Origin of the sequence: Nitratidesulfovibrio sp. HK-II, assembly GCF_003402415.2 — a bacterium.
In the GTDB taxonomy this organism is placed as follows: Bacteria; Desulfobacterota; Desulfovibrionia; order Desulfovibrionales; family Desulfovibrionaceae; genus Cupidesulfovibrio.
In genome coordinates this window covers 1,062,776-1,076,712 of sequence record NZ_AP036014.1, presented here as the reverse complement: position 1 = coordinate 1,076,712, position 13,937 = coordinate 1,062,776, and the positions used below count along the sequence as shown (strand labels likewise).

General features: G+C 67.1%; 11 protein-coding genes. 7 read left to right on the top strand and 4 right to left on the bottom strand.

Features of this window, described 5'->3' with window-relative positions:
- The first annotated feature begins 117 nt into the window (after positions 1 to 117).
- The 5 genes from RVX_RS04330 to RVX_RS04310 all read left to right on the top strand — a co-directional run bounded on the left by RVX_RS04330 (position 118) and on the right by RVX_RS04310 (position 8,404).
- A complete protein-coding gene (locus RVX_RS04330) occupies positions 118 to 921 on the top strand; it encodes a LytR/AlgR family response regulator transcription factor (RefSeq protein WP_116304877.1) in 804 nt (267 codons plus the stop codon).
- A gap of 12 nt (positions 922 to 933) precedes the next feature.
- On the top strand, positions 934 to 2,721 hold the full coding sequence (locus RVX_RS04325; protein ID WP_172596516.1) for a LytS/YhcK type 5TM receptor domain-containing protein: 1,788 nt from the start codon (positions 934 to 936) through the stop codon (positions 2,719 to 2,721).
- A gap of 144 nt (positions 2,722 to 2,865) precedes the next feature.
- Complete coding sequence (locus RVX_RS04320; protein ID WP_116304876.1) at positions 2,866 to 4,269, top strand: carbon starvation protein A; 1,404 nt, start codon at positions 2,866 to 2,868, stop codon at positions 4,267 to 4,269.
- A 650-nt stretch (positions 4,270 to 4,919) separates the two neighbouring features.
- Entirely contained in the window at positions 4,920 to 6,338 is a 1,419-nt protein-coding gene (locus RVX_RS04315; RefSeq protein ID WP_116304875.1) for a carbon starvation protein A, read from the top strand.
- A 647-nt stretch (positions 6,339 to 6,985) separates the two neighbouring features.
- Complete coding sequence (locus tag RVX_RS04310; protein WP_116304874.1) at positions 6,986 to 8,404, top strand: carbon starvation protein A; 1,419 nt, start codon at positions 6,986 to 6,988, stop codon at positions 8,402 to 8,404.
- A gap of 112 nt (positions 8,405 to 8,516) precedes the next feature.
- Here the strand turns inward: RVX_RS04310 and moaA are convergent, their stop codons facing one another.
- From moaA to RVX_RS04290, 4 genes are all read right to left on the bottom strand, one after another.
- Positions 8,517 to 9,638 carry a GTP 3',8-cyclase MoaA gene (gene moaA / locus RVX_RS04305; RefSeq protein WP_230404366.1) on the bottom strand — a complete coding sequence of 374 codons (1,122 nt, stop codon included), beginning with the start codon at positions 9,636 to 9,638 and terminating at the stop codon, positions 8,517 to 8,519.
- 82 nt (positions 9,639 to 9,720) lie between these two features.
- Positions 9,721 to 10,533 carry a molybdenum cofactor guanylyltransferase gene (gene mobA / locus RVX_RS04300; RefSeq protein WP_116304872.1) on the bottom strand — a complete coding sequence of 271 codons (813 nt, stop codon included), beginning with the start codon at positions 10,531 to 10,533 and terminating at the stop codon, positions 9,721 to 9,723.
- Positions 10,530 to 11,342: a formate dehydrogenase accessory sulfurtransferase FdhD gene (locus RVX_RS04295; protein WP_172596515.1), complete on the bottom strand. Its 813-nt coding sequence runs from the start codon at positions 11,340 to 11,342 to the stop codon at positions 10,530 to 10,532. Before RVX_RS04295 ends, mobA begins: the two co-directional genes overlap by 4 nt.
- Positions 11,343 to 12,254: a formate dehydrogenase accessory protein FdhE gene (locus tag RVX_RS04290; RefSeq protein ID WP_116304870.1), complete on the bottom strand. Its 912-nt coding sequence runs from the start codon at positions 12,252 to 12,254 to the stop codon at positions 11,343 to 11,345.
- 371 nt (positions 12,255 to 12,625) lie between these two features.
- Here RVX_RS04290 and msrB point away from each other — a divergent pair, with 371 nt between their 5' ends.
- Together msrB and RVX_RS04280 are read left to right on the top strand one after the other, a co-directional pair.
- Positions 12,626 to 13,405 (top strand): peptide-methionine (R)-S-oxide reductase MsrB, encoded by a 780-nt coding sequence (gene msrB / locus RVX_RS04285; protein WP_420192414.1) that lies wholly within the window; start codon positions 12,626 to 12,628, stop codon positions 13,403 to 13,405.
- A 55-nt stretch (positions 13,406 to 13,460) separates the two neighbouring features.
- Entirely contained in the window at positions 13,461 to 13,766 is a 306-nt protein-coding gene (locus RVX_RS04280) for a DUF5334 domain-containing protein (protein WP_116306330.1), read from the top strand.
- Positions 13,767 to 13,937 lie beyond the last annotated feature (171 nt).

Sequence of the window (13,937 nt, the reverse complement as noted above, 5' to 3'; positions counted from 1 at the left end):
CCCCGGCACTGCCTTCCGCGCCCAGTCACCTGACACCGGACACCGGGCGCCGCCGGCGCCACCGCGCCCCCCCAATGGATTCCTTTCCCAAACGGCCGTCCCACAGAAAGGCTTGCCATGACCATCCGCGTCCTCATCGTCGATGACGAACGCCCCGCCAGGGACGAACTGGCCTACCTGCTCTCGGCCCACCCCGACGTGGAGTCGGCCGAGGCCGCGTCGGCGGCGGAGGCGCTGCGCAAGCTGGCCGACGAACGGTTCGACCTGGTGCTCCAGGACATCCAGATGCCGGGGCACGACGGCTTCCACGTGCTGCGCGAGGCCCAATTGCTGCCCAGGGTGCAGTCGGGCGAGGCCGCCCCGCTGTTCGTCTTCGTCACCGCCTTCGACCAGCACGCCATCCGCGCCTTTGAGGAAAACGCCCTCGACTACCTGCTGAAACCCGTGGCCCCCAGCCGCCTTGCCCGCTGCCTGGACCGGGTGCGCGGCCGTCTGGCCGCCGACGGGGCGCATCCTCTGCAGAACGCCATGGCCACCCTGCTGGGCGCGCTGGGGCACGCCAAGCCGATGGACCGCCTGCCCGTGGACCGTCTGGCTGTCGAGCACGGGGGGCGCATCAGCCTCATACCCACGCGCGACGTGGTGATGATAGAGGCCGAGGAAAAGCGCATCGTGGCCGTCACCGACGAAGGCCGCCTGCCCTGCCACAACATGAACACCCTGGCCCGCGCTGAAGAACGCCTGGCCGGGCTGCCGTTCTTTCGGGTGAACCGGGCCGTGCTGGTGAATCTGGAGCGCATTGCCGAATTTTCGCCGTGGATCAACGGCAAGTACCATATCGTCATGAACGACGCGGACCGCACCGAGGTCACCGTCAGCCGCAACCGCGCGCGGGATTTTCGCGCCCGGCTTGGCGTCTAGCAAGGACGCAGCATGGACCCGATACTCTCACCCCACGTTCCCGAACTGTTCATCACCCTCACCCAGCGCTTCGGCCTGCTGCTGGCCGGGGGCTTCGCCATCATGACCTTCGCCCCGCTGGACAAGGTGGGGCCGGGCCGTTCGCGCCCGTTGTGGGCCACGGCCCTGCTGGTGGTCATGTTCGGGCTGTTCGGCATTCTCGGCACCTACACCGGCAACTTCGTGTTCCAGTCGTTCGCCAACCTGCGGGCCATGGGCGTGATCACCGCCGGGCTGTTCGGCGGGCCGGTGGTGGGCGCGGGGGCCGGGCTCATCGCCGCCGGGCACCGCTACCTCATCGACGTGGGCGGGTTCAGCGCGGTGCCGTGCGGCCTCGCCACGCTCAGCGAAGGGGTGCTGGCCGGGCTTGTGGCATGGCGCTTTCCGGAACGGCGGCTGGACTGGGCCACGGCCCTGACCCTGGGACTGGTGGGCGAAACCTACCACATGGCCCTCGTGCTGGGGCTGGCCGAGCCGTTCACCGAGGCCGTGGAACTGGTGCGGGTGATCAGCCTGCCCATGATCCTCATCAACGCCATGGGGGCCGCGCTGTTCGTGCAGGCCCTGCGCCTGCAACTGCATTTCCGCGACCTGCGCGATTCCACGCAGGCCCGGCAGATCCTGTCCATCGCCAACCGGACGCTGTCGCACCTGCGCGCGGGCCTCACGCGCGCCTCCGCCCAGGCCACGGCGGAGATCATCCTGGACGAAACCCACGTGGCCGCCGTGGCCCTGACCGGGGGCGACATGGTGCTGGCCCACGTGGGCGCCGGGGGCGACCACCACATGCCCGGCTTTCAGGTGCGCACGCTGGCCACCCGGCGGGTGGCGGAAACGGGGGAGCCGCTGTTCGTGCGCGACCGGGATTCCATCGGCTGCCGCCAGCCCGGCTGCCCGCTGACCGACGCCATCATCGTGCCGCTGCGCAAGGGCGGCGAGATTCTGGGGTGCCTGAAGCTGTACGGCACCAAGAAGCGCCCGCTCGACCAGACCCGCTTCGAACTGGCCAAGGGGCTGGCGGACCTGTTCTCCACCCAGATCGAACTGGAGGAGATAGGCATCAAGAACCAGCTCATCGCCCGCGCCGAAATCCGGCGCTTGCAGGCCCAGATCAACCCGCACTTCCTGTTCAATTCGCTGAACACGGTGGCCTCGTTCTGCCGCACCGCGCCCGGCCAGGCGCGCGACCTGATCCTGGACCTGGCCCGGTACATGCGCCGCAACCTCGATTCCAGCCGGGGGGCCATCCGCCTGTCCGAGGAACTGGAGCAGGTCCGTTCGTACCTGGTCATCGAGCAGGCCCGCTTCGGCGACCGCATCCGCGCCGACATCGACCTGGCCCCCGGCACGGCCGACTGGCTGATTCCGCCGCTGCTCATCCAGCCGCTGGTGGAAAACAGCGTGCGCCACGGCATCCTGGCCCGCGAGGAAGGCGGGCTGGTGCGCCTTTCGGCCCACGCCGACGGGGACCACCTGCTGGTTACCGTGGAGGACGACGGCGCGGGCATGGACGACGACACCCGCAGCGCCATCCTGGCCCCCGCCGCCAGCGACCTTGGCCCCCACGCCGCGCAGGCCATGCAGGCCGTGCATGATTGCCCCGCCGCCGTCGGGGAAAGCCTGAACGACGGCATCGGCGCGCGCAACTGCAACCAGCGGCTGGTGCAGATGTACGGCCCCTCCTACGCCATGCGCATCGACAGCGAACCCGGCCGGGGCACGCGCATCTCGTTCCGCATTCCCCGCCAGCAGTTGCAGTAGCGCCGGGCGGAACGGCCTGCCGCGCTCCCCTGGCCCTCCCCGCGTGCGTCCCCCGCGCCGCGTTGCCATGCGCCGCGGTTGCGGGTATTTTCCCGCCGGTCGTCGGCCACCATGCCGTCCGCGCCATCTCTCCAAGGAGCACCCATGCCGCCCGGGGCATACCTTGCCATAAGCCTTGCCGCACTTCTCTGCGGCTACCTTCTCTACGGCCGCCTGATGGCGCGCCTGATGCGCCCGGACAACGCCCGGCCCACCCCCGCCTGCACCATGGCCGACGGGGTGGACTACGTGAAGATGCCCGCCAAGAGCGTCTTTCTCATCCAGTTGCTGAACATCGCGGGCATCGGTCCGGTGTACGGGCCCATCCTGGGCGCGCTGTACGGGCCATGGGCGCTGGTGTGGATCGTGCTTGGGTCCATCTTCGCCGGGGGGGTGCACGACTATTTTTCGGGCATGCTTTCCGTGCGGCGGGGCGGCCTTTCACTGCCCGACGTGGTGGGCGACCATCTGGGCGCCTCCATGCGCCGCTTCATGCAGGTCTTCTCGCTGGTGGTGGTCGTGCTGGTGGGGGTGGTGTTCGTCACCGGCCCGGCGCGCCTGCTGTCGGACATGACCACCATACCGGTGATGACCTGGGTGGTGGTCATCTTCGCCTACTATTTCCTGGCCACCATCCTGCCCATAGACGTGCTCATCGGGCGGGTCTACCCCATCTTCGCTGGTTCGCTGCTGGTCATGGCCGTGGGCCTTACCGCCGCCCTGTTCGTGACAGGGTACGCCACCAGCGCCCCCCTGGCCTGGGCCGCCCCCCCCCCGGACCTGCCCATGTGGCCGCTGCTGTTCATCACCATCGCCTGCGGGGCCATTTCCGGCTTTCACGCCACCCAATCGCCCCTGATGGCCCGCTGTCTGCCCGACGAACGCAGCGGGCTGCCCGTGTTCTACGGGGCCATGATCGTCGAGGGCGCACTGGCGCTCATCTGGGCCACCCTTGGCATGGCCCTGTACCCCGACCCCGCGAAGTTGCAGGCCGCCATCGCCGCCGGGGGGCCGGGCAAGGTGGTCAACGACGTATCCATGGAACTGATGGGCCCGGCGGGCGGCATTCTGGCCATCCTGGGGGTCATCGTGCTGCCCATCACCTCTGGCGACACGGCCTTCCGCTCCGCCCGCCTGACCATCGCCGACGTGCTCGGCATACAGCAGAGAAAACGTGGCCGCCGCCTGCTCATCGCCGTGCCGCTGTTCGCGCTGGGGGCCATCTTGTCGCAGGTCAACTTCGAGGTGATCTGGCGCTACTTCGGCTGGGCCAACCAGGTGCTGGCAACGCTGGTGCTGTGGACGGTCGCGGCATTCATGGCGCGGGGGGGCGTGTTCCACTGGCCGGCCAGCCTGCCCGCCAGCTTCATGACCGCCGTGTGCGCCACCTACATCTGCCATGCCCGCATCGGCCTGAACCTGCCGCTCAACGTTTCTTCGTGGATGGGGGGCGCCGCCGCCGTGCTGGCGCTGGCCCTGTTCCTCTCCCGCTGCCGCCGCAAGGCCTGATGGCCCACGCCGCCATGCGCCGTGTCGGGGCCGCCCTTTGCTGGTCCCCCCAGCCCGACCGGGGCCTTTCCATGCCGGGTTCCTTCCGCGCGCCGGTCAAGACCACCGCCCCGTAGAACCGCGCGGAAACATCCACCTTTCCCACATCCCCGCCTGCGCCGTCCTGCATATCGCCGGACGGCGCACATTTTTTCCGTCCCATGCGCGCTGGCTCGTACGCATGCCCACCCCCTGCGCCCCATACCGGCAAACAGACCTTTCGCCTCTAAAATCCTACATCTCGGATGAGTCTCATTGCCTTGTCCGCCAAATTCCGTAGAAGAAGAACCATGAAAAAACTTGTGCGCTGAATCTCCCTATTCTTCAGGCAAAACTGGATGCATGCCCCTACTGCATATCAACAGCCTCATGAATTTGCCTGAAATTTTCGCGTATCCGTCAACATTCATTGCCTCACGAATGTATAAATACAAAAGTATTCACTTGAAAGATCTTCATCATTTGATCACTGTCTCATATTCATATGGAATTTTCTTCAACAATCCAAGAAAAGTGATGTTTTTCTCAATATACCAAACGACCCATGAATAAAAGACACAGCGAATAATAGCAGCGTAAAATACGAAACGTTCAGAAAAAGGAGCACAGAAATGCCACCTGTCATGTATTTTCTGCTCAGCCTGGCCGCGCTCATAGGCGGATACTTCGTCTATGGCCGCGTTGTGGAACGCATGTTCGGCGCCGACAACTGCAAGGCAACCCCTGCCTGCACCATGGCCGACGGCGTGGACTACGTGAAGATGAACCCCAAGAACATCTTCCTCATCCAGCTGCTGAACATCGCGGGCCTCGGCCCCGTTTTCGGCCCCATCCTGGGCGCGCTGTACGGCCCGTGGGCGCTGGTGTGGATCGTGCTCGGCTCCATCTTCGCCGGTGCGGTGCACGACTACTTCTCGGGCATGCTTTCGGTGCGCTACGCGGGCAAGTCCGTGCCCGACGTGGTGGGCTACAACCTGGGCAACGGCTTCAAGCAGTTCATGCGCTTCTTCTCGGTGGTCCTGCTGCTGCTGGTGGGCGTGGTCTTCGTCACCGGCCCGGCCAAGCTGCTCGACAACCTGACCGGCTGGGGCCTGATGGTGTGGGTGACGATCATCTTCGCTTACTACTTCCTGGCAACCATCCTGCCCATCGACAAGATCATCGGGCGCATCTACCCCATCTTCGCGGCCATCCTGCTGATCATGGCCGTGGGCCTTACCGCCATGCTGTTCATCAAGGGCTACGCCTTCTTCCCGTCCGCGCAGTGGACCAACCAGCACCCCACCGGCCTGCCGCTGTGGCCGCTGATGTTCATCACCATCGCCTGCGGCGCCATCTCGGGCTTCCACGCCACCCAGTCGCCCATGATGGCCCGGTGCATCCCCGATGAAAACTGCGGCCGCCCCATCTTCTACGGCGCCATGATCGCAGAGGGCGTCATCGCCCTGATCTGGGCCACCCTGGGCATGACCTTCTACCAGACCCCCGAAGCGCTCAATGCGGCCCTGACCGCGGGCGGCCCCGGCAAGGTGGTCAACGACGTCTCCATGACCCTCATGGGCCCTATCGGCGGCGTGCTGGCCATCCTGGGCGTGGTTGTGCTGCCCATCACCTCGGGCGACACGGCGTTCCGCTCGGCCCGCCTGACCATCGCCGACTTCCTGAACTTCTCGCAGGTGGAAAACGGCAAGCGCCTGATGATCGCCGTGCCGCTGTTCGTCATCGGCGCGGCCCTGTCGCAGGTGAACTTCGACATCATCTGGCGCTACTTCGGCTGGGCCAACCAGACCCTGGCCACCATCGTGCTGTGGGCGGCCGCCGCCTACCTGGTGCGGCGCGGCATGCTGCACTGGATGGCATCGGTGCCCGCCACCTTCATGACCGCCGTGTGCACCACCTACATCTGCTACGCCAAGATCGGCCTGAACATCCCGCTGGAAATCTCCACCTGGATCGGCATAGGCGTGGCCGTTGGGTCGTTTGGGCTGTTCCTGTCCAAGCGCAAGGCCTTCGAGGCATCGCCAGCCTAGCCAGCCCAACGCAAGCACCGTGACGGGCAGCGGCACGACGCCGCAACCCGCCCGACAAACAACCAGCGCCCCGCCTGCACACGCAGACGGGGCGCTTCGCGTTGGCGCGGCCGGAAACGTCGAAAGAACAGAAGGCGGAAGACAATGGCGCCAACCAGGACGGGGCCGAAACGGCGACATGGCATGGCCCGCCCCTCCCCCCCCCCTGTCCCCGTCAGACACGCGCCAGCATCCGCTTGGCCCTCAAAAAGCACCTTTCGGAAACGAAAAACGACAAATGCACAAACACCAGTTGAAAAAACAAACCACAGCACATTACTACTGCACACAAAAGCATCACTGAAACAGCATGACACCCTAAAATTTCAACATTTGCGCCGCTTCATCATAGCCCACAGAAAAACACCAATGCTCATACACTAAAATACAAAATCAATTCCAGCGCCAACACACCTATCACAATCAACAACATTTATTAAGCACAAAACCACCAAAATGAACAAACTACTCATGCAAAAACAATAAAAACTCACGCATAATTTTTTCAGTAAATCATAATAAACACACAAAACGGCACAAAAATATACACAGGCAACACTCCGTCAATGTCAAACTGCGACACGGCGGAACAATGAAAGGAGGAGACCATGCCATCAGTAATGTATTTCATCATAAGCGTCGCCACGCTTATCATCGGCTACATGGTGTATAGCCGTGTAGTCGAGCGGTTCTTCGGGGCGGACAACTGCAAGGCAACCCCGGCCTGCACCATGGCCGACGGCGTTGACTACGTAAAAATGTCCCCCGGCAAGATATTTCTCATCCAGTTACTGAACATCGCGGGCCTTGGCCCCGTGTTCGGCCCCATCCTGGGCGCGCTGTACGGCCCGTGGGCGCTGGTGTGGATCGTCCTCGGCTCCATCTTTGCCGGGGGCGTGCACGACTACTTCTCGGGCATGCTGTCGGTGCGCTACGCGGGCAAGTCCGTGCCCGACGTGGTGGGCTACAACCTGGGCAACGGCTTCAAGCAGTTCATGCGCTTCTTCTCGGTGGTCCTGCTGCTGCTGGTGGGCGTGGTCTTCGTCACCGGTCCGGCGGCGCTGCTGGCCAGCATGACCGACTGGACCCTGCTGGTGTGGGTGGTGATCATCTTCGCCTACTACTTCCTGGCCACCATCCTGCCGGTGGACAAGATCATCGGGCGCATCTACCCGCTGTTCGCCGTGATCCTGCTGATCATGGCCGTGGGTCTTACCACCATGCTGTTCATCAAGGGCTTCGACTTCTACCCCGCCGCCCAGTGGACCAACCAGCACCCCAAGGGCCTGCCCCTGTGGCCGCTGATGTTCATCACCATCGCCTGCGGCGCCATCTCGGGCTTCCATGCCACCCAGTCGCCCATGATGGCCCGCTGCGTGCCCGACGAAAACTGCGGCCGCCCCATCTTCTACGGGGCCATGATCGCCGAGGGCGTCATCGCCCTGATCTGGGCAACCCTTGGCATGACCTTCTACGACACCCCCGACGCGCTCAACGCCACCCTGGCCGCGGGCGGCCCGGGCAAGGTGGTCAAGGACGTGTCCATCGCGCTCATGGGCCCCGTGGGCGGCATCCTGGCCATCCTGGGCGTGGTGGTGCTGCCCATCACCTCGGGCGACACGGCCTTCCGTTCCGCCCGCCTGACCATTGCCGACTTCCTGAACTTCTCGCAGGTGGAACAGGTGAAGCGGCTGGTCATCGCGGTGCCTTTGTTCGTGGTGGGGGCCATCCTGTCGCAGATGAACTTCGACATCATCTGGCGCTACTTCGGGTGGGCCAACCAGACCCTGGCCACCATCGTGCTGTGGGCGGCGGCCGCCTACCTGGTGCGGCGCGGCATGTTCCACTGGATCGCCAGCGTGCCCGCCACCTTCATGACTTCGGTGTGCACCACCTACCTGTGCTACGCAAAGATCGGCCTGGGCATGCCGCTGAACGTCTCCACGTGGATCGGCCTCGCCGTGGCCGCCGGATCGCTGATCCTGTTCCTGACCAAGCGCAAGAAGTTCGAGGCGTCGCCAGCATAACCGGGACCGTTGGTTATATAACCTGAAAATGCAAAGGCGGGGTCCGCAAGGACCCCGCCTTTTCGTCTTCCGCCACCTGGCGGCTGGACGACGGAAAAAACGATGATGCCGCCTACCCGCCGATGGCGCTCATGCGGCGGTTGGCCACGGCCGCGCCGCCCTCGCACGGGGCGTTGGGCAATTCCTGCCCCGCGCCGCGCAACTCGGCCAACTGCCCGGCGCGCACCCGCGCCAGCAACTGGTAGCCCAGGGGCTTGCGGCGGTTGGCCAGGCGCAGCACCCTGCGCACCGCGTCCATGCCCAGCTTCGGATGGCGCAGCAGCGGGCGCAGGCGGTATTCGCGGTCGGAGAACAGGCAGGTGCGCAGCCGTCCGTCCGGCGTCACGCGCAGGCGGTTGCAGTCGCCGCAGAAGTGGTCGGACAGGGGCGTGATGAGCCCGAAGCGGCCCAGCCCCCCGGCAATGCCCCACAGCTTGGCCGGCCCCTTGCGCCGCTCGCCGGGGGCCAGGGGGACCAGATCCGCCAGCCGTTCCGCCGCCGCCAGAATGTCCGGCGCGCCCCAGAACTGGTCCTCGGTCCAGTTGGTGCCGCCGCCCATGGGCATGAACTCGATGAACCGCACGTCCACAGGGTGGGTGCGTGCGAAATCGAGAAAGGCGGCCAGTTCATCGTCGTTGACGCCCTTCAGGGCCACGGCGTTGATCTTCACCCCCAGGCCCGCGTCCAGCGCGGCGTGGATGCCCTGCAGCACCTGGGGCAGCATGTCGCGCCCTGTGGTGGCCGCGAACCGGTCGCGCCGAAAGGTGTCCAGCGAAATGTTCACCGTGCTCACGCCAAGGCCGCGCAGTGCGGCGGCGTGCGGGGCCAGCAGGGTGCCGTTGGTGGTGATGCGGATGTCCAGTGCCGGGTGGCGCTGGTGCAGCATGTCCAGAAACCCGGTCAGCCCCTTGCGCACGAAGGGTTCGCCCCCGGTCAGGCGCACCTTTTCCACGCCCTCTTCCACGGCCACGTCCACGATGCGCGCCATTTCCTCGTAGCGCAGCACGTCGTCGTGGGGGATGAAGCGCATCTCGCTGCACCCCCAACAGTACGAACAACGCAGGTTGCAACGGTCGGTGACGGACAGGCGCAGGTAGCGCACCTTGCGGCCGTGCGCGTCGGTCAGGCTGCCCTGGCCGGGCACGGGAGCGGGGGCGGCTGCGGCGTCCGGCTGGGGGGCGGAATCTCTGGTCATGACAGCATCTCCGGGCATGGCGACATCCCTGGGCATGGCGTCTTGCGGGGCGTTGCGGCCCCTTCCGTTGCGGCGCGCCGGGCTACAGCGAACCGATGATCCGCCGGGCCATTTCCAGATCGGCGGGGTAGTTGATGTTGAAGAACGGCAGGGCGTCCTGCACCGAATAGGGAATGTGCTCGCGCAGGTCCGGCGGCACCACCCGGCTCAGCTTGCGCTCGCCGTCCTCCAGCGCCTGCCGGAACAGCGGCAGGGCCTCGAATTCGTAAACGGCCACCAGCGATTCGATGAAGCCCGTCTCCACCTGCCGAAAGGTGGTCATCACCGTGCCCGGCCGCCGCGCGGCCCGGCGGGCCAGCAGGCGGTCCAGCACGGCGCGCTCCATGAACGGCAGGTCGCACGAGAGCACCAGCACCGGCCCCTGGGCCACGCGCAGGGCGGTGATCACCCCGCCGAACGGCCCCATGCCCTCCACCTCGTCATTAAGGCGGTAATAGGGGCCGTCAACACCCGTCGTGGCAACCGGGCACGGACGGCCGCCACGGCACGATATCCACACCTCGCCGGTGACGGAGTGCAGCAGCGCGGCCGTGCGGGCCAGCATGTCCGGGGCGGCATCGCCGTGCAGGTGCAGCCGGGTCTTGTCCTGCCCCAACCGGGTGGACAGCCCGCCCGCCAGCACCACGCCGACGACGCCGTGCGCCGCCGGGACGTCCGCGACGGTATCGGCATCCCCCCTGTCCGGGGCGGGAGCGGCATCTTCGGAACCGTCGGAACCGTCGGAAACGGGGACGCCCCCCGCGCCGGGGGGCGTCGCCACGGCAAGGCCGGGGGCCGCGTCCGCGCCCTCCTCCGGCATGTCCGCCGTGTGCTCCGTTCCCCGGCCGCGGCTCATTCCAGCACCCTGCCCCCGGCATCGGCGAACACGGTGAAGCGCTCCTCGCGGTCCCGCGCGAAGCCCACCAGCGTGACGCCCTGCGCCTCGGCCATGTCCACCGAGGCGGTGGTCACGGCCGAGCGGCTGACGATGAACGAAAAGCCCGCCCGGCGCGCCTTGGCGAACAGGCTGGCCGTCACCCGCGCGGATACCAGCAGCAGCCTGGGGGCCAGTTCCACGCCTTCGCGCGCGGCCCACCCGGCCAACCGGTCTATGCAGTTGTGGCGGCCAATGTCCTCGGCCCGGCGCAACAGACGCCCCCCCACGGGGTCGTACACGCCCGCGCGGTGGAAGCAGCCGGTGCCGTCCCACAGCCCTTCCTCGCCCATGAAGGCGCGCATGGCGTCCAGCAGCACGGCGGCGGGCATGGGCATGGGCGGCTGCGGCGCACGGGCGGGGGCCACGGCGCGCAACGCCACCTGAAAGGCAAGCTCATCGCCCGTCCCCGCTTCCGCCACCGCGCCCGCATGGCGGATGCCCCACGCCCCCGGTTCCTGCCCGGTCACGGCGGGGTGCACCCGGTCCAGCAGCACGTGGCCGAGGGCCAGGTCGGCCAGGCCGTGCGGCCAGGCCCACAGCCGGGCGGAACCCGCAGCGATGCCCGCCTCGCCGGGCGCGGCATCCCACGTCACGCGCACCGGCACCTCGCGGCTCAGCACGTCGTCCACGTCATGCCAGGCCGCGTCCTTGTAGCGGCGCACGGAAACCTGGCGCGGCACCGCCCCGTCCGCACCGCCTGGCAATTGCGTCGCGTCGCGTCCGCTCATCTAGAACCCCCAGGCCGACGCCGTGGGCCGCTTGTAGCCCTGTTGGCGCGCCACGATGTCCAGGGCCAGCGACTCCAGGTCGTCCAGCACCGGGATGGAGATGCGGTCGAACTCGCGGAAATCCGCCACCTTGATGTACCCCTTGCACGACTTGCAGACGTGCACCTGGAAGCCGGGCTCTCCGTCGGCGGTGAAGTATTCGAGGTTCTTGGATTCTTCTTCCAGACAGAACGGGCACTGCAGCCGTTTGGCGCGGTATTCGTGGCGGCAGAACGAGCAGGTGTGGTGCAGCGCCCCTTCCTTGCCCACCAGGCGGCCCACCAGCGGCGCGCTGCCGCACACCGGACAGTGGCCGTGCTGCCAGACCACCGGGGTTGCGCCCGGCTGGTCCGCGCCGGTGCGGCGGGCATCTTCGGCGGCAACCTGCGCGGCCAGCGCCTCCACCGAGGGCACCACGCTGCCCATGGCCAGAAAACGCACCAGGCTGGGCGCGTCGGTCAGGCGCAGGGCCCAGGCGTCGAACCAGGCCACATCATCGCGCAGGGCCGCGTCGCAGGCGTCCTCCACGGCCAGCTCGCCCTTTTCCATGGCCTCTCGCACCACCTCGGCGGCGGCCCCCAGGCTGCCCCCGGCGGCGCGCATCATGGCCAGCAGGCGGCCGAAGGTGGCCGCCGTCCGCGAGCGGTCGTAGGTGAAGGCGTCGCGCGGGAGCAGCGGCGCGCCCTGGGCGTGGGCATCGGGCGTGGCCAGTTCCGGCAGCGGGGCCGCCTGCACGGCGGCGCGCGCCTCCACCTGGATGGCGGCGGTGCGCGCCACGATCTCCAGCAGCGCGTCGGGGATGTATTCCTTGCTGCGCAGGGCCTTCAGCTTGCCTTCAAGGCGCTGCATCTCGTGGTCGAAATCGAAGCTCATGCGTTCTCCTGAATGGAACGTGGGAAAGGGCGCGAGCCCCTCCGGGCCGGGCTGCCCGCCCGGTTTGAAACCACCCTACCGCCCTTGGCGGCCCCCCACAATGCCAGGGGCTCCTGCGCAAGGTCTTGCACCGGAACCCGTCGTCGCAAGGTCGCCCTGGGTCGTCCCTGGCCAACCATGCTCCGGTGCGGAAGGGTACGGTACCCATATTCCACGCCCCTGTGAACCGTCCGGGACGGATTTGTCGCGCGGCCCGCCGGGCACGCAGACCGGCTTGACACGCCCCGCGCAGGCTCTACCTGTATTATGGACACCCCGGACATCTCCGGGGCATCGTGCCAGGGCGGCGCGCCCGCCGCCGGGAGGTTGCCATGATCCACGTCCGCATTCCCACCCGCACTGCCCGACGCGCATCGGCCGCCCCCCCGCGCACGCGCCGCGCCCCGGCGCACGCCGAAACGGCGCAGCCCCTCGCCACCGGCCGCGCGATCAGCCGCATCCGCAAGCCTGACGGCCTGCCCGATCTGCTGTGGTTGCTGCTGGCCGTGCTGGTGTTCGCCCTGCTGGCGGGCCAGCCCAGCTATGCCGGAGCGGGGAGCACGGGCGAAACCGGGGCGAACGCCCCCACACACCAGACGCAAGGCCATGCCGCCGCGCCAGCGGCGCATGACGCCACCGGAGATACAGCCATGACCGCACCCGCACCATGGCAGCGCTTTTCCAAGCCCAAGGCAGAGGAGCTGCGCGCCCGCCTTACCCCCATGCAGTACGAGGTCACCCAGATGGAGGGTACCGAACCCGCCTTCCGCAACGAATACTGGGACGAAAAACGCCCCGGCATCTACGTGGACGTGGTGTCGGGAGAGCCGCTGTTCCTTTCGTCCGACAAGTACGATTCCGGCACCGGCTGGCCCAGCTTCACCCGGCCCGTACGCCCGGACGCGGTGACCGAACACATGGACCGCACCCTGTGGATGGTGCGCACCGAGGTACGCAGCCGTATCGCCGGGTCGCATCTGGGGCACGTGTTTCCCGATGGCCCGGCCCCCACGGGCCTGCGCTATTGCATGAATTCCGCGTCGCTGCGGTTCATCCCGCGCGAGGCCATGCAGGCCGAAGGCTACGGGGAATTCCTCGACCAGCTGCCGTAACCCGTTGGCAAAATTGGCGCTTGCCCCCCCGTTCCGGCTCTGCTACATGGGCCGGATGAAGCACACCATCCGTCCGTTCGTTCGTACCCTTCTGCTGTCCGGAACCGCGCTGCTGTCCCTGGCCCTGCCCTGCGCCGCCCTGGCGTGGGACGGATTCGACACCGAATCGGGCCACCTCGTGGAAGTCGACGTGGACACCGTGCCCATGCGCGGCGAAATGGTCGACGTGTACGACTGCGACACCAAGGAGACGGCCACGCTGATGGTGGACGCCGTGAAGAACAACGCCCGCACCGTGGAGATCACCGTGCGCGAGTCCGACACAGGGCGCACGCGCATTCTGGTGATGGAAGCGCGCTAGGCGCGCGGGGCTTCGGAGCACCCCGAACGGGCAGGCGCGCGCTTTTGCCGCGCGCCTCACCATGCGGTCGGTCGTGCGGTTGAAACCGCACCGACCGTTGCCGGACGAGCAAGGGCCGGGCATGTACATGCCCGGCCCTTGACGTTGTATCCGTGACCGATCGTATGGGTG